This window comes from Mesorhizobium sp. B2-3-15, from assembly GCF_006442875.1.
Taxonomy (GTDB): Bacteria; Pseudomonadota; Alphaproteobacteria; order Rhizobiales; family Rhizobiaceae; genus Mesorhizobium; species Mesorhizobium australicum.
In genome coordinates, this window is the sequence record NZ_VFVO01000003.1 from 265798 (window position 1) to 285026 (window position 19229).

The window sequence follows — 19229 nt, forward strand, 5'->3', positions numbered from 1 at the left end:
GTCCTCAGGTCCGCATCTTCTCGCCGCTTGGGTCGAAGGGTGCCTCGACATTGATGCGGGCCGGACGCCGAGACCCAAGAATCTCGATCTCGAACAGCCCCGCGCTTTCATCCTCGGCAAGGGCGGCCGGCACATAGCCTTGCGCCATCGACTTTTGCACGTAGTGCGCATAGCCGCCCGATGTCACCCAGCCGACCACGCGCCAGTCGCCGTCGACGATGCCGCGCACGGCCGACGCGCCTTCGGCGGCCTTCGAGCCACGTATTTCCTTGCCCGACGTGTCGAAGCGCGGCGCGCCGTAGCCATGCGGCTTTTCAACCGTGCCGTAATCCTTGCCGACCTTGGCCCAGATCGGCTCGTCCCCCATCACGTCGGCATCGGCGGCATCGACGATGAAGGAGACGCGGCGCAGTTTCGGCCCTTGCGCCTGTTCCTTGGCGGCGGCTTCACGGCCGATGAAGTCGTTCTTCTCGAGCTTGATGAAGCGGTCCATGGAGCCTTCGAACGGCCCGTAGATCGGCCGCAACTCGCGGAACCAGGTCGGGAAATTCTTTTCCAGGCGCATCGACAGCAAGGCGCGCATGCCGAAATCGACGATCCCGAATTCCTCGCCAGCGTCCTTGATCGCCTTGTAGACAAGGCGCTCATAGGCTGGCGCCATCCAGATCTCGTAGCCGAGGTCACCGGTATAGGTAATGCGGTTGACCAGGCAGGGCGCGCCGCCGACCGCCATTTCGCGGAAATCCATGAAGCGGAACGCCTTGGTCGAGATGTCGACATCGACCAGCTTCTGCAGGAGGTCGCGCGATTTCGGGCCGGCGATCGACAGGCCGACCAGTGTCTGGTCGAAACGGTGGATGCGCACCGAACCATCCTTGGGCAGGTGCTTTTCGAACCAGCGCATGTGGTATTTCTGCGCTGCCGACGAGCCCCAGATCATGAAGCGGTCTTCACCGGCCTTGGCGATGGTAAAATCGCCGATCAGCTTGCCGAACTCGTTGATCATCGGTGTCAGCACGATGCGGCCGGTCTTCGGCATGCGGTTGGTCATCAGCCGGTTGAGGAACTCTTCCGCGCCCGGCCCCGACACTTCGTATTTGGCGAAGTTGGCGATCTCGGTGACGCCGACGCGCTCGCGCGTGGCGCGCACTTCCTCGCCGATCGGTTCAAAGTCGTTGGAGCGGTGGAAGGAGACGACGTCTTTCGGCTCGCTGCCCTTCGGCGCGAACCAGAGCGGGGTTTCGAGACCCCAGGAGTCGCCCATCACGGCATTGTTGGCGAGCATGGTGTCGTAGAGCGGCGTCGTCTGCGCCGGGCGGGCAGCCGGCAGTTCCTCGTTGGGGAAGCGGATCGAGAAGCGGCGCGAATAGTTTTCGCGCACCTTGGCGTTGGTGTAGCGCAGCCCAGCCCATTCGCCGAAGCGGGCGACATCCATGCCCCAGACGTCGAAGCCCGGATCGCCATGCACCATCCAGTTGGACAACGCCAGGCCGACGCCGCCGCCCTGGCTGAAGCCGGCCATGACGGCGCAGGCGCACCAGAAATTGGTCAGGCCCTGCACCGGGCCGACCAGCGGATTGCCGTCGAGCGCGAAGGTGAAGGGGCCGTTGATGATCTGCTTGATGCCGGCCTTTTCGATGCCGGGGAAATGCTTGAAGCCGATTTCCAGCGACGGCGCGATGCGGTCGAGATCGGGCGGCAGCAGTTCATGGCCGAAGTCCCACGGCGTGTTGACCGGCGACCACGGCTTGCAGGCCTTTTCATAGGTGCCGAGCAGGATGCCGTTGCGCTCCTGGCGGGTGTAGATCTCGCCCTTGAAGTCGAGCACACCGATCATTTCGCGGCCGGTCGACTTGTTGAACTCCTCGACCTCCGGCATCGGCTCGGTCAGGAGATACATGTGCTCCATGGCCAGCACCGGCAGCTCGACGCCGACCATGCGGCCGATCTCGCGCGCCCACAGGCCGCCGCAGTTGACGACATGTTCGGCGTGAACCGTGCCTTGTTCGGTGACGACGTTCCAGGTGCCGTCCGGCTGCTGTGTCAGGTCGACGACGCGGTTGCGCAGCACGATTTCGGCGCCGAGTTTTTTGGCCGCCTTGGAATAGGCAATGGTGGTGCCGGAGGGGTCGAGATGGCCTTCGACCGGATCCCACATGGCGCCGACGAAATTGGTCTCGTCCATCAGCGGGAACATCGCCTTGGCCTCGGACGGCGTGATCAGTTCGGTGTCCATGCCGAGATAGCGGCCCTTGGCGTGGGCAAGGCGCAGGAAGTCCATGCGCTCGGGCGTATCGGCCAACATCACGCCGCCGGTCAGGTGCAGCGAGCAGGACTGGCCCGAAATCTCCTCGATCTCCTTATAAAGCTGGACCGTATAGGCCTGCAGCTTGGCGACGTTCGGATCGCCGTTCAGCGTATGGAAGCCGCCGGCCGCATGCCAGGACGAGCCGGAGGTGAGCTCCGAGCGCTCGATCAGCATGATGTCGGTCCAGCCGGCCTTGGCCAGGTGGTAGAGCACCGAGCAGCCGACGACACCGCCGCCAATGACAACCGCTTTTGCATGGGATTTCATGAGGATAGTTCCGTTTTTGAAGAGATTGAATCGGAGGAATGGGACACGAAGACAAAGCGGAGGTCGGATACAGCGATGTTTTCGATCAGCTTGCCGTCAAGCGCGGCAAGGATGGTTTCACAGACGGAAGTGCGATGTTTCACGACGTCATGGCTCCAAAGGCGCAGGATCGAATAGCCCTGAGCGCGCATGAAGTCGTCGCGGCGGCGGTCATAGGGACTGTCCGCATGCTGGTGTCCGTCGACTTCGACAACAAGCCATTTTTCGCGGCAGGCGAAGTCAGCGTAGTAGGGTTCGATAGAGAACTGTCGCGTGAACTTGTAGCCGCCAAGCTTGCGGGCTTTTAGTTCGAGCCAAAGCAGTGCTTCCGCTTGATTGTCGCCTTGCCTGAGTTTTCTGGCTCTTTGGGTTGTGCCTGTTTTTCGGCGACTGCGCGTTTGAGGAGCGCCTTCCCCCACTCCGTCGCTGCTTCGCAGCGCCACCTCTCCCCCCTCCGGAGGGAGAGGAAGGGAGCCAACTGGGCTAGGCTCGCGCTTTTCCTCTCCCCCGTCGATCGGGGGAGAGGTGTCGAGCGAAGCTCGACGGAGTGGGGGTCGACTATTCATCGAATCCATACGAATGATCGGCTCATCAAAACGAACACTGCCGCTCAAAAATCGGTCGGCGCGCCGCCTTCGGCTGTGCGCTTCGCAACAAAGGCGTTGAGCTCCTCACGGATGGCGGGATCCATGTAAGGTTCGTCATAGGACGCCAGCCGCTCCTTCCACACCTTGTTGGCCTTTTCCATTGCCGTTGGCGAGCCGGCTTCCGCCCAGGTCTCGAAATTGCGCCAGTCCGAAAGGATGGGCGAATAAAACGCGGTCTTGTAGCGGTCCTGCGTGTGCTGGGTGCCGAAGAAGTGGCCGCCGGGGCCGACCGACTGGATGGCATCGAAGCCGAGCGCTTCATCGGAAAGGTCAAGCGGGGTCAGGAATTCGGCCACCATCTGCAACAGGTCGATATCCAGAATGGTCTTTTCGTAGGAGCAGCGCAGGCCGCCTTCCAGCCAGCCGGCCGCATGCATCATCAGGTTGCCGCCGCCCTGGACGGCGCCCCACAGCGAGAACACGCTTTCATAGGCTGCCTGCGCATCGACGGTGTTGGCGGCGCAGGTGTTGGAGGTGCGGTAGGGGATGTTGTAGCGGCGGGCCAGCTGGCCCCCGACGAGCTGTGCCTTCATGTATTCGGGCGTGCCGAAGGCCGGCGAACCGGACTTCATGTCGACGTTAGAGGTGAAGCCGCCATAGCCGACCGGCGCGCCCTTCCTGACCATCTGGGCGAAGGCAATGCCGGACAGCGCCTCGGCATTCTGCTGCACCAGCGCGCCGGCGATGGTGACGGGCGCCATGGCGCCCGAGAGGGTGAAGGGCGTGACGATGACGACCTGGCCCTTGCTCGACATCTGGATGATGCCTTCCATCATCGGCACGTCGAGCTTGAGCGGCGAATTGGTGTTGATGATGGTGAAGACGGACGGTTCCGCGAGCAATTGCTCATGGCTGATGCCGCGCGCGATGCGGGTGATCTCGATGCCGTCGACATTGCGCTCCTTGCCGAGCGAATAGATGTGGAACACCTTGTCGGTCAGCGTGGCGAGGTCGCGGATGCATTCGAGATGGCGCACCGACGGGTGGATGTCAGTCGGCTCGACCGGATAGCCGCCCGTGCAATTCAGGATGTTGTGCATCTGCGCCAGCCGCAGGAAATTGCGATAATCCTGCTGGTTGCCGGGCCGGCGGCCACGATCGATGTCGGAGCAATTGGGCGCCGAGGCCATCATCGAGATGATCAGATTGTCACCGCCAAAGCGCACATTGTGCTCGGGGTTGCGGGCATGGATGGTGAATTCGGACGGGCAGTTCGACACCAGCTCCAGGATCATGTCGCTGTCGAAGCGCACGCGCTCCGAGCCCTCGCGTACGTCGGCGCCATGAGCCTTCATGATGCTGCGGGCTTCGTCGTGCAGGACGTCTACGCCAATCTCGCGCAACACCCGCAAGGAGGCGAGGTGGATCGATTCCAGCTCGTCCTCGGACACCAGCTTGGTCGGCGTCAGCGGATTTTTCAGTTGGCGGAAAGCCGGCTGCTCGAACGCGGCCGAGCCACCGGCGCGCTTGCCGGCGCGACCGCCGCGGCGGGCACGGTCGGGCGCCAATGCCGGTTCTGAGGGTTGTAGGACGGCGGTCATGATGGTCCTCGTAGGATGCGATAACGGGCGGCATAATGGACCGGCGCCCCTCCGGCCATTGCGGAGGCGGCGACCACTAGAGCGAGGGAAGCGACATGCCGGGACGGCAGCCAGGTGGCCGCGACTCCGCCCTGGCCACACCGGCGCGCCGGCAGGGTCTGCGTGAGGCTGTCGGATGGTGCAGATTTAAAGAGGCGTTACAGTACCGTCTTTTACTTCTGACATACTTGCGCGTTGAACTGCTTTTGGAGGGACGCCATGCCTGACGTCGTCAAAGTGCGTGCCGCGACAAACAACGAAGTCGCGTTCCTTTCCTGGGACCTTGACGGGATGATCCCAGGCTGCCTCGGTTTCGAGATCGTGCGCCTCTATCCCGCTACAGACGAGGAGCGTTGCCTTGCGTCCTGGGTGCCCTTCAAGGGTCAGCGCAATCCCCGATGGATTCCGCAGGATACCGGTGTCTGGCCGGTGCAGAAGACATTCTGGCGCGATCTGACCGTCAGGCGCCGCCGCGACAGCATAGACGTCAGGCCGGACGGCGAGATGATCGCCTACCGCGTGCGTCCCGTTGGCGACATGAAGCCGGGTCTCGATCCCGTGCCGGTGCGCCCCGATCAGGTCGTCGACGGCAAACCCGCCTATACCGGACCGGCGCGGCCCCTTGGCTATCTCGGGCAGGGCGCGGTCAGTCCGCCAATCTTCCTGGGCCAAATGTTCGGCAAGGCACGCGTTGCCTTCACCAACGGCGTGCTTTCGACGCAATGGATGTCGCATGCGCTGGCGGAAGCCGGCATCAAGGTCGGCCAGCGCGACAAGATCAGGGCGGTGCTGCAAGACCCGACCAGCAAGATCCGCGCCTATCTGCATGGCGACGTGCCTGACGTGCTGACCAGCCTGTTGAAACGGGCCAAGGCCGAAGGCGGTACGGTCAGGCTTGCGCTCTATGAGCTCGGCGACGACGAATTGTGCGACGCCATCATCGCGGCCAGGGATGTAGTCGAAGTCATCCTCTCCAATTCGGGCAGGGATGACCAGACCAAGGCCTGGGATGCCGGCAACGCACCCTACAGGAAACGTTTGCACGATGCCGGCGTCGTGGTGACGGACCGCCTGTTCAACAACAACCATATTGGCCACAACAAGTTCGCCGTCTACCGCGACACCCAGGGCAATCCGCAAGCGGTTATGACCGGCAGTACCAACTGGACGTCGACCGGCATATGCGGCCAGTCCAACAACGCTTTTGTCCGCGACGATCCGGCGATGGCGGAGGTGTTCGACGGCTATTGGGAACGCATGAAAGCCGATGTGTTTCCGCCACCGGCTTCGGAAAGTACTGCCGGCCACGTCGCGCAGACGCAGGGCGTGCCGTTCCGCAAGGAGAACCACATGCCAAACCCGCTCAACGGCGCCTCGGCGGTGTTGGACGGCATGACGGTGTGGTTTTCGCCCAACGACCCGAACCGCAACAAGAAGGACATTTCGGTGCGTCCGGTCGACCTCCAGGACGTCTTTGCCCGCATCAAAGCGGCGAAGCGGGCCGTGCTGTTCCTGGTGTTCAACCCTTCGCTGCTCGGCGAAAATTCGATCGTGGACCAGGCGGTTGCGGCGGCGAAAGCCGATCCGAACCTCATCGTGCAGGGCGCGATCAGCGACGAAACGGCCATGCCCAACTATGTCGCTCCCACCAAGGATCCGGTCACCCACAAGTCGAACAAGGACGGCAAGTCGCCCTTTGTTTATCCGGAGAAGGTCTGGGAAGCCCCGAATGTCTCCATTGTACGGGCGGCGAACCTGACCGGGGCCACCATCGCGACGGATTTCCAGGCCGAAGTGCTCACCGTCGGCCACGCGATCGTGCACGACAAGATTGTTATCATCGATCCGATGGAGGACAACGCCACCGTCATTACCGGCAGCCATAACCTCGGTTACAAGGCGTCCTACGAAAACGACGAGAATCTGGTCATCGTGGAAGGCGACAAGACCTTTGCCGCGGCCTATGCCGTGCACATGCTCGACGTCTTCGACCACTATAAGTTCCGGGCCTGGCGCAGGACGATCGGCAAGGGCCCTTCCGATGCTGACGGGATTGCCATCGACGACAAGTGGCTGAAGCCCTATGCGGACGGCAAGAAAGGCGCAATCGCGCGCTACTTCCCGTAGCCGTCGCGTTCTGCATCCAAGTTCATTCGGGGCCGATTGGCGTCGGCCGGTCGGTCGATTTTCTTGGTGCAAGTGGATCTCCGGTCCGGCTCTTCCTTTCCTCTGGTCGAAGCAGTAGCTAGTCGTGCTTGCTGGCCGATGGCAGCACTGACATGGATGACGGTATGGTCGCGACCGGCTCGAGCGAAGGCGAAGCGGGAACGCAATGGGCGGCGCTCGCGGGCGTCACCGCCGCATTAGCCATGTTCGGAGCGGCGCAAGGGTTGAGCTCGCCGCTGTTCACGCTCCTGATGCAGAAGCAAGGCCTGTCGCCCGCCCTGATCGGCTTGTCGGCGGCGATGATGCCGGTTGGCCTGATTCTGTCTGCCTCTTTCGTGCCGGCTGCCGTGCGGCTGGTCGGCGCGCGAAATCTGGCGGTTGGCTGCTCGCTGATCGGGGCGCTGTGCTTCCTGGGCATCGGTTACCTCCAGAACTGGGTGGCCTGGTACGTCATCCGCTTCACGATCGGCATCGTCATTAACCCGCTCTATGTGCTGGGCGAAGTCTGGGCTCTCTCGCTGGCGCCGCCGTCTCGGCGCGGGCGAGTGATGGGCGTGTTCAACACACTGATGGGCGCCGGCTATGCCGCCGGCCCCTTTACGCTCACTCTGGTCGGTATCGAGGGCTGGGCTCCCTTCAGCGTCGGCATCGTCGGTTTCCTGCTCTGTGCCGTCATTTTGCGCCTTGCCTCCTCGAAGCTCGCCGGTTTCGAGGATGACGGCCAGCCTGCCGGCAGCTTTGTCGGTTTTGCCCGGTTGGCGCCGGCGCTGCTGCTGGCGGTGCTGGTCTCGGCCGCCGTCCAGCAAAGCACCTATGCCCTGGTTCCCGTGTTTGGGGCCGGCTATGGCTTGCCCGAGGCGGTGCTCGCCGCGCTGGTGATGTCGCTGTCGCTGGGCAACATCCTTCTGCAGATCCCGCTCGGCCTGCTCGCCGAACGCTTCGGTGGCCGGCCGATGATCCTGGCCTGCGCGGTGGCGACGACCGTTTGCGCTGTTCTGCTCCCGCTGCTGATCACCACACCCATGATCTGGGGCGTGCTTCTGGTGATGGGCGCGGTGGGCTACGGTGTCTATACGATGGCGCTGGTCGAACTCGGCAGCCGCTTCAGAGGTTCGCTGCTGGTCACCGGCAATGCGGCGTTCGCCTTGCTATGGGGTGTCGGCGGTATCGTTGGTCCGCCGGGCGCGGGCCTGCTGATGCAGGCGATCGGGCCGGTGGGTTTGCCAACCGTGATCATTGGCCTCGACGCTTTGCTGGTCGCGTTCGCGCTCTACAGATCGGCCAACCGCGGAGGCTCCTGACAGGGTCTGGCTGGAGCCGGGCATCCGTCCGGGCCGCGGGGCTTACCGCCGCCGGGCCGAACCGCTAAGTCTGCAACCGCGACAGCGTTATGGATCATGGATCTGGTGGATACGAGAAGCGACGAGACGATGCAATGGGCAGCGATCACCGGTGTGATCGCGACCGTGTCCGTTTTCGCCATCGCGCAGGGCCTGTCCTATCCGCTGCTGAGCTTCATCCTGCAGCGCCAGGGTGTCTCGCCCGCGATGATCGGCCTGTCGGCGGCGATGACGCCGATCGGGTTCATCGTCTCGTCGCCAATTATTCCAGCGCTGGCGAGGCGGTTCGGAGCAGGGCGCACGGCTCTGACTTGCGCGGCGCTTTCGGCTGTCGTGCTGGCGCTGATCGGCTGGACGCAGAACGTCTATCTCTGGTTTCCGCTGCGCTTGCTGATCGGCGCCGTGACCAACCCGCTCTATGTGCTCAGCGAAATCTGGGTAATCGCGCTGGCGCCGCCGGCCCGGCGCGGCCGCATCATGGGCCTCTATTCGACGATCATTTCCGCCGGCTTCGCGACCGGACCGCTTTGTCTGCTCGCCGTTGGCACAGAAGGCTGGCCGCCGTTCCTTGTTGGCATTGGCGCCTTCGTGCTCTGCGGCATCTGCCTGGCGTCGGTTCTGCCACGGCTGCCCAGAGTAGACGAGGCCGGGCATCAGGTTTCGGTGATGGGCTTCATGCCGCTCGCATGGCTGCTCCTGTCGGCGGTGGTCGTAGCCGCGGGCTTCGAGCAGGCGGTGCTGGCGCTGCTGCCGGTCTACGGCACCCATCATGGCATCGCGGAAGCTCGCATGTCGGCGCTGCTATCGGTCATGATCGCCGGCAACATCGCCATGCAGGTTCCGCTTGGCCTGCTGGCCGAGCGGCTGACGGCCCGTCTCGTGCGCTTCATCTGCGTCCTGCTGACGCTGTTTGGCTGTGTGCTTTTGCCGATGCTGATCGACACGCCGCTGATCTGGCCTTGCGTCTTCGTCTGGGGAGCTGTGTCCTACGGCATCTACACGATGTCCATCATCGAACTTGGCGAGCGCTTCACCGGTTCGGCGCTGGTTGCCGGCAATGCGGCATTCTCCCTGATGTGGGGTGTCGGCGGCATTGTCGTTCCGCCGCTAGCGGGCGGCATAATGGATGTGACCGATGCGAGCGGTCTACCGGCCACGCTTGGTGCGATCTGCGCCATGCTTGCGTTGGCGACGATTATCCGTCGGCGGGTGCGGTGAAGCAACGCCGCGAGGGCCGCAAAAGACCGTATCGCACCTTGAATGTCAGCGCCGCCAACGCAATGTAGGCGAAGCCGTCCAAAATCCCGGAGACCTGCATGACCGCTTCGACGACCAGAGCCCAGCCCTTTCAGAAGACCGGCGATCCGTTCCTCTGGCTGGAGGACAGGACAAGCAAGGAATCGCTCGACTGGGTGCATCGCCAGAACGAGGTCACGGTGGCGGAATTGCAGGGCGATCCATCCTATCAGGCGTCGTTCCAGACGGCGCTCGACCTGATGACGGCCGAGGACAATATCGCGGTCGGCGCGGCAATCGCCGGTCATGTCTACAATTTCTGGCAGGACAAGACCAATGCGCTCGGCCTGTGGCGCCGCACGACGGTCGCTTCCTACAAGACCGACAAGCCCGACTGGGAGACGATCATCGACTTCGACCAGCTGGCTGGGAAGGAGGGGATAAAATGGGTGTTCGGCGGCGCGGTCAGGCTCTACCCCGATTTCAACCGCTGCCTGGTATCGATGTCGCCCGATGGCGGTGACGCCAGCGCGATGCGCGAGTTCGATATCGCGGCCAAGTCCTTCGTGGAAGGCGGTTTTCAGGCGCCGGCGTCGAAATCGGGCTTCGGCTGGCTGGACGAGGATACGGTCATCGTCTCGGCCGCTTTCGAAGAGGCCGACAAGACAGAATCCGGATATCCGCGCGTGGTCAAGCTCTGGAAGCGCGGCACCAGGCTGGAAGAGGCGACTCCGATCTTCGAGGGAGAGATCGAGGATCTTGCCGTAGGCGCCGGTGTCGAGTTCGACGGCGAGAAGCGTCACCTGTTTCTGGCGCGGACACTCAACTTCTTCGCATCGCACAGTTTCCTGAGGCTGCCTTCGGGCGAGAACCGTCGCATCCCGCTGCCCGACGACGTCACCGACACCTCGCTCTTTAGGGATCAACTGGTGTTCGGGGTGCGCACGCCATGGATGGCGCCGGATGGCACCGCATGCCAGCCGGACGGGCTTTACTCCTTCGACTTCGCGCATTGGATCGAAACCGGCGATTTTGGCGCCATCGAAACCTTGTTGGCGCCGGTGCATCGGGTTTCCATTGCCGGGCTCGCCAGAACGCAGGACCGCCTGTTCATCAGCTTGATGGACAATGTGCGCGGCAAGATTCTCGTCTGCGAGCGCGAGCGCGGCGCCTGGTCGCTGAAACCCGTCATGCTGCCTGAAAACGGCACTGTCGGGATCAGCCATGCCGAGCATTTCGGCTCCACCGTCTCCTTTTCCTTCACCGATTTCCTGACGCCAAGCTCGATCATCTGGTCCGATGACAATGGCGAGACGCTCGCGACCGTGAAATCGCAGCCGGCCCGCTTCGATGCCTCGCCGCTGATCTCGGAGCAGTTCGAGGCGCGCTCGAAGGACGGCACGATGATTCCTTATTTCGTCGTCAGGCGGCGCGACCAGAATGGTCCGGTACCGACGCTACTCTACGGCTATGGCGGTTTCGAAGTGCCGCTGTTGCCCGGCTATGCCGGCGTGCGCGGCAAGCTGTGGCTGGAGAAAGGCAATGCCTATGTGCAGGCCTGCATTCGCGGCGGCGGCGAGTTCGGACCGGCCTGGCACCAGGCGGCGCTGAAAGGCAAGCGCCAGAACGGCTTCGACGACTTTTCGGCGGTGGCCGAAGATGTCGTCAGGCGCGGTATTGCCACGGCTCAATCGCTCGGCATCCAGGGAGGCTCCAATGGCGGCCTGCTGACCGGCGCTTCCCTGACGCAGCATCCCGAGCTTTTCGGCGCCGTCATCATCGAGGTGCCGCTGCTCGACATGCTGCGCTACACCGAATTGCCGCCGGGCGCTTCGTGGATGGCCGAATATGGCGACCCGTCAAAGCCGGAAGACGCCAAGTGGCTTTCCGCCTATTCGCCCTATCAACATGTCAAGGCTGATGCCGCCTATCCGCCGGTGCTCTTGACGACCTCGACCGCCGACGACCGGGTCCATCCCGGCCATGCGCGCAAGATGGCGGCCCGCCTGCAGGAGGCAGGACACGGCAGGACGCTGTTCTTCGAGGAGACCGAGGGCGGACATGGCGGGCGCGGCGACCGCCGGCCGCAGGCGGCGCAGACGGCGATGAAGTATGTCTTCCTGCAGCGGGCACTGGGCGGAAAAGCCTGACCTCATTCCATGGCACCCCTGAGCAAAGGGTGGTTCACCTCGACCGCCCTTTGCTCTAAGGTACCTTCATGGCTCTCGCTAGACTATCAGCTCGCGCATTCCGGGTCGCGGTGACACCGTCGTCACGCACGCTGCGCGCCGAGCTTTTGCGGCTGTGCGCCCGCATCGGCTATTCGCCGCCTGCCGTCCTCTGACGAATTCGCCCCGGCACCGCCGGAATGATTTCAGAGGAAAGACCAGATCAATGACCTATCAGAATTATTCGCTGAAGCAGCTTCAGCAGATCGACGCCGCGCATCACCTGCATCCCTTCACCGATCATAAGGAGCTGCGTGAGGCAGGCGCCCGCGTCATCACCCGCGCCAATGGCCCGTTCATCTACGATTCCGAAGGGACGGAACTGCTGGACGGCATGGCCGGCCTGTGGTGCGTCAATATCGGCTACGGCCGCGACGAGCTGGCCGAGGCCGCCTATGCACAGATGAAGGAACTGCCTTACTACAATTCCTTCTTCAAATGCTCCACGCCGACGCCGGTGCTGTTGTCGAAGAAGCTGGCCGAGATCGCACCACGCAACGTGAACCAGGTGTTTTACGGCTCGTCCGGTTCGGAGGCCAACGACACCGCCTTGCGCCTGGTGCGCCATTACTGGGTGCTTGAGGGCAAGCCGGAGAAGAACCGCGTCATCTCGCGCAAGATGGCCTATCACGGCTCGACCATTGCCGGCACTTCGCTCGGTGGCATGGATGCCATGCACAAGCAGCTCAACGGTGCGGTGCCCAACATCGTCCATGTGATGATGCCCTATGCCTACGAGCTGGCTCTGCCGGGCGAAAGCGACCACGATTTCGGCCTGCGCGCGGCAAAGTCCGTCGAGGACGCCATCCTCGAGGCCGGCGTCGACAAGGTCGCGGCCTTCATCGGCGAGCCGGTGATGGGCGCTGGCGGCGTCAAGATACCGCCGACGAGCTACTGGCCCGAAGTGCAGCGCATCTGCCGCAAATACGATGTGCTTTTGATGCTGGACGAGGTCATTACCGGCTATGGCCGCACAGGTGAGTGGTTCGCGGCGCAGACCTTCGGCATCGAGGCGGACACCATCACCACGGCCAAGGCGCTGACCTCGGGCTATCAGCCTCTTTCGGCGCTGCTGGTTGGCGACCGCATTGCCTCGACGCTGGTCGAGAAGGGCGGCGAGTTCAACCATGGCTACACCTATTCGGGGCACCCGGTGGCTTGCGCCGTGGCCTTGAAGAACCTGGAGATCATCGAGAGGGAAGGGCTGGTCGACCGTGTCAGGAACGACACCGGACCTTATTTCGCTAGCGCGTTGCAGGAGCGTATTGCCGGGCATGATCTGGTCGGCGAGGTGCGCTCGATCGGCCTGATGGGCGCGATCGAGATCGTCAAGGACAAGGCGACGAAGGAGCGCTTCCTGCCGTCGGGGAGTGCCGCGGTGACGGTGCGCGACCACGCGATCGCCAACGGCATGATGCTGCGCGCCACCGGCGACACGATGATCCTGTCGCCGCCGCTGATCTGGACCCGCGATACGATCGACATGGCTTGCGAGCGCATCGGCAAGGCGCTCGACCTGGCACAGGCGGACCTGCGCAAGCGATAGGAGCAAACCTCGATTGGGCGTTTTTGCGAAGAAACGCCCAATCCCGGAAATATGCGCTATGAGCGGGAACGAATTTCGCCTTCGGCGCGTAATGTAAGGGGCGGCCGATCCGGCCGCGACAGGGGATTGCCCACATGAGAAAGACCGGCAAAAGCCGACGCGTGCAAGAGGCGGCCAGCCTTGGCGCGGACCTGATGCTGGCGCCGCTGGTGGTGATGATGCGGCTGCCGCTGATGGCCATGGAGGCGCGAAGCGGCGAGCCCTGGAGCGCGGAGACGGCAATGGCTGTCAGCGAGAAGACCGTCGCCATGGCCGAGGGCGCGCTTGCGGCGCAAATGTCTTTCCTGCAATCGGCGTCACGTTTCTGGCCGGAGGTTCTCTCGGGTCGAACGCCGTCGCTGTTCAACGGCGTCGCGGCCGAACGGTCGATCAGCGCAGCGCTGAAGCCGGCCGGCCGCGCGGTGAGGGCAAATTTTCGCCGCCTTTCCACAAAGGGTTGAGGCGGAAGCCCCGGAACTTTTTTGCGCATCGTCGAAGTCTTGCGCTAGAACCAATCGGCATACACGCCGATGGGGAACAACATGGCCGGACAACCGCTCAACCAACCGGCTGAAATTCCAGCCGAACTCGATCGCTGGAACTGGGGCGCCTTCTTCCTCAACTGGATTTGGGGCATCGGCAACAGCACCTTCATCGCACTGCTGGCGCTGATCCCCGTCGTCAACCTCATCATGATCTTCGTGCTCGGCGCGCGCGGCAGCCGCTGGGCTTGGCAAAACCGGGCTTGGCGCGACGCCGAGCAGTTCCGCAAGACGCAGCGCAATTGGGCGATTGCCGGCCTTGCCGTATGGGTGGTCAGTATCGGCGGTTGTGCGACGATGGTCGGCAGCATCCCTTTCGTGCTCAAAGGCAGCGACGCGTACCGCATGACCATGGACGCCGTCCGCACCGATGTTCGGGTCAAGGCCGCCATCGGCGACGATTTGGCCGACAATTTCTGGGTCGGCGGTCATCTCAACGTCAATGCGAATGGCGCGGGCGACGCCCAGTTCAGCATTCCCGTCCACGGCGCCAAGGGCAAGGGCACCGTATATTCCCATCTGGTTCGCAATGCCGGCACATGGAGTACGCGCCTGCTCGTGGTCCGCGTCGACGGCGTCGATGCACCGATCGTGCTGACCAATGAAGACCATGTGCCGATCCCGGGTGCGGCGATCGGAATATAGACGGATCGTCGGTAATAAAGGGGCCGGAAATGCAAAAACCGCGCCCCATCGGGAACGCGGCTTTGCCAGATACGCATGGCGTTTCGCTACCAAGACACTTGCGAAACTTACGGGCTCCGGTACGCGAGACCTGATCCGGAGCGCCGGGCGGATGCGATATGTCCGCCTCGCAATCTGTTTTATAGGGACATCGTTACCGCGGAGTTATCGAGAGCTTAAGCAAATCTAAATTTGCGGCCCTTGGTCCGAAGAACCCGAAAAAAACTAAACCAAATCCGCTGCTTACGCCGAGTTGCCGCGCAGAAAATTTATTATGCCGGAGAAATCGGCGCCGCCATGGCCCTGGGCGTTGAAAAGGGCATAGAGCTGCGCCGCTTCTGCGCCAAGCGGTGTCACCGCGCCCGCGCCAAGCGCTGCTTCCTGCGACAATTTCAGGTCTTTCAGCATAAGAGCCGCCGCAAATCCGGGCTTGTAATCCCTGTTGGCGGGCGAAGTGGGAACCGGGCCAGGCACGGGGCAATAGGTGGTCAGCGACCAGCACTGGCCCGACGAGGTCGAGGCGACGTCGAACAGCGCCTGATGCGACAGGCCGAGTTTTTCCGCCAGCACGAACGCCTCGGCGACGCCGATCATCGAAATGCCGAGGATCATGTTGTTGCAGATCTTCGCCGCCTGTCCGGCGCCGTCACCGCCGCAATGGACGATGCGGCCGGCCATCGGCTTCAGGATCGGCTCGGCGGCCGAGAAAGCATCGTCGGCTCCCCCAGCCATGAAGGTCAATGTACCGGCCGTGGCACCACCGGTGCCGCCCGAAACCGGCGCGTCGATGGACAGCAGGCCGTGCTTTGCTGCAATCGTATGCGCCTTGCGCGCCGATTCGACGTCGATCGTCGAGGAATCGATGAACAGCGCGCCGTTCCTGGCCTTGGGAGCAATGTCCCCATAGACCGACAGCACGTGCTTGCCGGCCGGCAGCATGGTGATGACCACGTCGGCATCCTTCACCGCCGCGAGCGCATTGGCCATAACGACGACGCCATGTTCGCGCGCGACCGCGAGGTTTTCCGGGATCAGGTCGAAACCGTGCACGGCATGCCCAGCCTTGACCAGGTTTGCGGCCATCGGATTGCCCATATTGCCGAGGCCGATGAAGGCGATCGTCGTCATAGTCTCTCTCCCGGAGTTTGCTGGCGTCAGCGGCCGATCAGGGCGCGCGCGATGATGACGCGCATGATTTCATTGGTGCCTTCGAGGATCTGGTGCACCCTGAGATCGCGCACCAGCTTCTCGATGCCGTAATCATGCAGGTAGCCGTAGCCGCCGAGCAGTTGCAGCGCGTCGTTGGCGACGTTGAAGCCGGTGTCGGTGACGAAGCGCTTGGCCATTGCCGACCATTTGCCGGCGTCCGACGCCTTGCGGTCGAGTTTGGAGGCCGCCGCATAGAGGAAGATGCGCGCCGCCTGCAACTCTGTCTCCATGTCGGCCAGCCTGAACTGCAGCGCCTGGAACTGGTTGATCTTCGAGCCGAATGCCTTGCGCTCGGCGGTATAGGACAGCGCCTTGTCGAGCGCCGACTGGGCGCCGCCCAGCGAACAGGCGGCGATGTTCAGCCGGCCGCCGTCGAGCCCGGCCATGGCGATGCCGAAGCCGGCGCCTTCGCCCGACAAGAGGTTCTCCGCCGGCACCTTGCAATCCTCGAAGATGACCTGGCGGGTCGATTGCATGTGCCAGCCCATCTTGTGCTCATTGGCGCCGAAGGAGAGGCCGGGCGCATCCTTGGGCACGACGATGGTGGAGATGCCTTTCGGGCCGTCGGCGCCGGTGCGCACCATGACGGCATAGACATCGCTGTCGCCGGCGCCGGAGATGAACTGCTTGGAGCCGTTGAGGATGTAATCGCCGCCGCTTTTCGCCGCGCGCGTCTTCAGCGCCGCCGCATCCGAACCCGAGCCAGGCTCGGTCAGGCAATAGCTCGCCAGCCATTCCATGGAGGTGAGCTTCGGCAGGAAGCGCTGGCGCTGCTCATCATTGCCGAACCGGTCGATCATCGAGGCCACCATGTTGTGGATCGAGATGAAGGAGGAAAAGGCCGGGTCGGCGTGCGACAGCGCCTCGAAGATCAGCACGGCGTCGAGCCGGCCGAGCGCGGAACCGCCGACATCGTCCCTGACATAGATGCCGCCGAGGCCGAGCGGCCCCGTCTCGCGAATCACATCGGCGGGGAAATGTCGCCTGCGGTCCCAGTCGAGCGCATTGGGCGCCACGCGATCGGCGGCGAAGGCCCGCGCCATCTCCTGGATGGCACGCTGTTCCTCATTGAGTTCGAACTGGCTGGTGCTCGCATCGACCGCGGCGTCCATGGCGTGCTCCCTGTAGGCTGGCCAGCTAGCCCGCTGGCCTGTCGTTTTTGGCTTTGCGCGCGCATCAATCTAGACCAATGATGCCGCCGCGCAACCCGACCTATCGCGGAGCGGCTGTGCACCAATGCATGCCCGGAGCAAGATGTGACGACAAAATTCGATGAGCTGCTGGAAAAGTTCCACGCCTATCTCGCTTCCGTCCATGACGCTCTGGTGCGCGACGCCGTGGCACGCACAGGTTGGGACATGCCGGCCCGAAAGTTGGAGCCGCATGCGCTTGGCTGCCTGCGCCATCTTGATCGCGGGGCCGGACTGGCACCGCCGGATGCGAGGCCGCTGGTGCGATTGCTGGCCGAGCAGCGCAACGAACTGCATTGGGGACAGACCTACACCGAGGCTGATTTCGGCAGGGCCTTCATCGACAATTACGGCTGGCTGGAAATCTTCGGCACGCGTGGGCACTTCGTCAACGAAGAGGCTGCCGCCGGGCTGCTGATTCTTGGACCCGGGATCGTCTACCCCGACCATCATCACGTCGCCGAGGAAATCTATATTCCGCTGACCGGCGGTACGGAATGGCGCATGGGCGAAAGCGGTTTTCGCAGGCGGGAGGCCGGCGAGGTCGTCCACCATGCCTCCAACGTCAACCATGCCATGCGAACGGGCAAGGAGCCGCTGCTGGCGCTCTATATCTGGCGCGGCGGGCCGTTGGCGCAAAAATCCACGATCACCGGCACCGCGACGCAGGTCAGAGGCTGATGGCCAGGGCAATCATGCTGCAAGGCACAGGGTCGGATGTCGGCAAGACGGTGCTGGTCGCAGGCCTTTGCCGCGCCGCGAAAAAGCGTGGCCTGAAGGTGCGGCCATTCAAGCCGCAGAACATGTCGAACAACGCCGCCGTCGCCGATATCCCCGGCGACAACAACCACGGTGGCGGCGAGATCGGCCGCGCGCAATGGCTGCAGGCGATCGCCTGCGGCGTGCCGCCATCGGTGCATATGAACCCGGTGCTGCTCAAGCCGCAGACCGATGTCGGCGCGCAGGTCATCGTCCAGGGCAAGGTGTTCGGCGAGGCGCGGGCGCGCGACTACCAGGCGCTGAAGGGCCGGCTGATGGATGCAGTGCTGGAGTCCTGGGGCAAGGTCGGCGAGGGCGCCGACCTCGTCATCGTGGAGGGCGCCGGCTCGCCGGCCGAAATCAACCTCCGCAGCCGCGATATCGCCAATATGGGCTTTGCCACGCGCGCCGATGTGCCGGTGGTGCTGGTCGGCGACATCGATCGCGGTGGCGTCATCGCCTCGGTCGCGGGCACGCATCTGATCCTGCCGGAAGAAGACCGGCGCATGATCGTCGGCTATCTCATCAACAAGTTCCGGGGCGATGTCTCGCTGTTCGATGACGGCATCAAGGCGATCGAGAAGTTCACCGACTGGCGCTGTTTCGGCGTCGTGCCGTGGCTGAAGGCTGCGGCACGGCTACCCTCGGAAGATTCCGTGGTGCTGGAGCGGCTGGCATCCGGCGAGGCGCGCGCGCTCAAAGTGGCGGTGCCGATGCTTGGCCGCATTGCGAATTTCGACGATCTCGACCCGCTCAAGGCCGAACCGCAGGTCGAAGTGGTGTTCGTGCCGCCGGGAAAGAAGCTGCCGCCCGATGCCGGGCTGGTGGTCATTCCCGGCTCCAAGTCGACGATCGGCGATCTCCTGAAGTTTCGCGAGAATGGTTGGGATCGGGATCTTGCGGCGCACCGCAAGCGCGGCGGCCATGTCGTCGGCATCTGCGGCGGGTTCCAGATGCTCGGCCGCATGGTACGCGATCCCGACGGCATCGAAGGCTCCGTCATGGAAGCCGAGGGGCTCGGCCTGCTCGATGTCGAGACGGTGATGGAGCCCGAAAAGACGGTGCGCAATGTCAGCGCGCGCTCGATCCAATTCGACCTGCCGCTCGAAGGCTACGAAATCCATCTCGGCCGCACCACGGGCCCCGACACCAGGCGGCCGTCGGCGATCATCAATGGCGCCGAGGATGGCGCGATCTCGGCAGACGGCAAGGTGATCGGCACTTACATGCATGGCCTGTTCGGCGCCGACGGCTTTCGCGGGAAATTCCTCGAAAGCCTAGGCATCAAGGGCGGTGGCCTCGACTATCGTGCCGAAGTCGAGCGGGCGCTGGACGAAGTCGCGGCCGAGCTGGAGACCCATCTCGACTGCGACGCGATTTTTTCGTTGGCGCGTTGAAGGTCAGGCCTTCTCGCTGGCCTTCGGCCAGTACGTGCCGAACGACCAGACA

The 19229-nt window shown here is 63.5% G+C and carries 14 protein-coding genes; 9 read left to right on the plus strand and 5 right to left on the minus strand.

Going from position 1 to position 19229, the window contains the following annotated elements; translation table 11 throughout:
* Positions 1-4: 4 nt before the first annotated feature.
* The 3 genes from FJ954_RS08460 to FJ954_RS08470 form a co-directional block, all read right to left on the minus strand.
* Entirely contained in the window at positions 5-2575 is a 2571-nt protein-coding gene (locus FJ954_RS08460) for an FAD-dependent oxidoreductase (protein ID WP_140661061.1), read from the minus strand.
* Positions 2572-3057, minus strand: a complete 486-nt coding sequence (locus FJ954_RS08465; RefSeq protein ID WP_015317443.1) for a DUF559 domain-containing protein — start codon at positions 3055-3057, stop codon at positions 2572-2574. Before FJ954_RS08465 ends, FJ954_RS08460 begins: the two co-directional genes overlap by 4 nt.
* Before the next feature lie 167 nt (positions 3058-3224).
* The gene (locus FJ954_RS08470; RefSeq protein ID WP_140661062.1) at positions 3225-4802 is read right to left on the minus strand and encodes a trimethylamine methyltransferase family protein; all 1578 of its coding nucleotides are present in this window, start codon (positions 4800-4802) and stop codon (positions 3225-3227) included.
* 258 nt (positions 4803-5060) lie between these two features.
* Here FJ954_RS08470 and FJ954_RS08475 point away from each other — a divergent pair, with 258 nt between their 5' ends.
* From FJ954_RS08475 to FJ954_RS08510, 7 genes are all read left to right on the plus strand, one after another.
* Entirely contained in the window at positions 5061-6968 is a 1908-nt protein-coding gene (locus tag FJ954_RS08475; protein WP_140661063.1) for a phospholipase D-like domain-containing protein, read from the plus strand.
* Between the two features lie 164 nt (positions 6969-7132).
* Complete coding sequence (locus FJ954_RS08480; protein WP_140661195.1) at positions 7133-8308, plus strand: MFS transporter; 1176 nt, start codon at positions 7133-7135, stop codon at positions 8306-8308.
* A gap of 96 nt (positions 8309-8404) precedes the next feature.
* Positions 8405-9565: an MFS transporter gene (locus FJ954_RS08485; protein ID WP_140661064.1), complete on the plus strand. Its 1161-nt coding sequence runs from the start codon at positions 8405-8407 to the stop codon at positions 9563-9565.
* 98 nt (positions 9566-9663) lie between these two features.
* A complete protein-coding gene (locus tag FJ954_RS08490; RefSeq protein ID WP_140661065.1) occupies positions 9664-11733 on the plus strand; it encodes a prolyl oligopeptidase family protein in 2070 nt (689 codons plus the stop codon).
* Positions 11734-11977: 244 nt separating this feature from the next.
* On the plus strand, positions 11978-13357 hold the full coding sequence (locus tag FJ954_RS08500; RefSeq protein ID WP_140661066.1) for an aspartate aminotransferase family protein: 1380 nt from the start codon (positions 11978-11980) through the stop codon (positions 13355-13357).
* A gap of 134 nt (positions 13358-13491) precedes the next feature.
* Entirely contained in the window at positions 13492-13857 is a 366-nt protein-coding gene (locus FJ954_RS08505) for a hypothetical protein (RefSeq protein ID WP_015317450.1), read from the plus strand.
* 81 nt (positions 13858-13938) lie between these two features.
* Positions 13939-14583, plus strand: a complete 645-nt coding sequence (locus FJ954_RS08510) for a cytochrome c oxidase assembly factor Coa1 family protein (protein ID WP_015317451.1) — start codon at positions 13939-13941, stop codon at positions 14581-14583.
* A 282-nt stretch (positions 14584-14865) separates the two neighbouring features.
* On the opposite strand, the gene mmsB is transcribed toward FJ954_RS08510, so the two are convergent.
* Together mmsB and FJ954_RS08520 are read right to left on the minus strand one after the other, a co-directional pair.
* Positions 14866-15750, minus strand: coding sequence for a 3-hydroxyisobutyrate dehydrogenase (mmsB, locus tag FJ954_RS08515; RefSeq protein WP_140661067.1), 885 nt, complete (start codon positions 15748-15750; stop codon positions 14866-14868).
* A gap of 26 nt (positions 15751-15776) precedes the next feature.
* Positions 15777-16943, minus strand: a complete 1167-nt coding sequence (locus FJ954_RS08520; protein WP_140661068.1) for an isobutyryl-CoA dehydrogenase — start codon at positions 16941-16943, stop codon at positions 15777-15779.
* Positions 16944-17087: 144 nt separating this feature from the next.
* On the opposite strand from FJ954_RS08520, the gene FJ954_RS08525 reads away from it, so the two are divergent.
* Together FJ954_RS08525 and FJ954_RS08530 are read left to right on the plus strand one after the other, a co-directional pair.
* Positions 17088-17702 carry a dimethylsulfonioproprionate lyase family protein gene (locus FJ954_RS08525; RefSeq protein WP_140661069.1) on the plus strand — a complete coding sequence of 205 codons (615 nt, stop codon included), beginning with the start codon at positions 17088-17090 and terminating at the stop codon, positions 17700-17702.
* Positions 17702-19177 carry a cobyric acid synthase gene (locus FJ954_RS08530; protein ID WP_140661070.1) on the plus strand — a complete coding sequence of 492 codons (1476 nt, stop codon included), beginning with the start codon at positions 17702-17704 and terminating at the stop codon, positions 19175-19177. Before FJ954_RS08525 ends, FJ954_RS08530 begins: the two co-directional genes overlap by 1 nt.
* Positions 19178-19229: the final 52 nt, after the last annotated feature.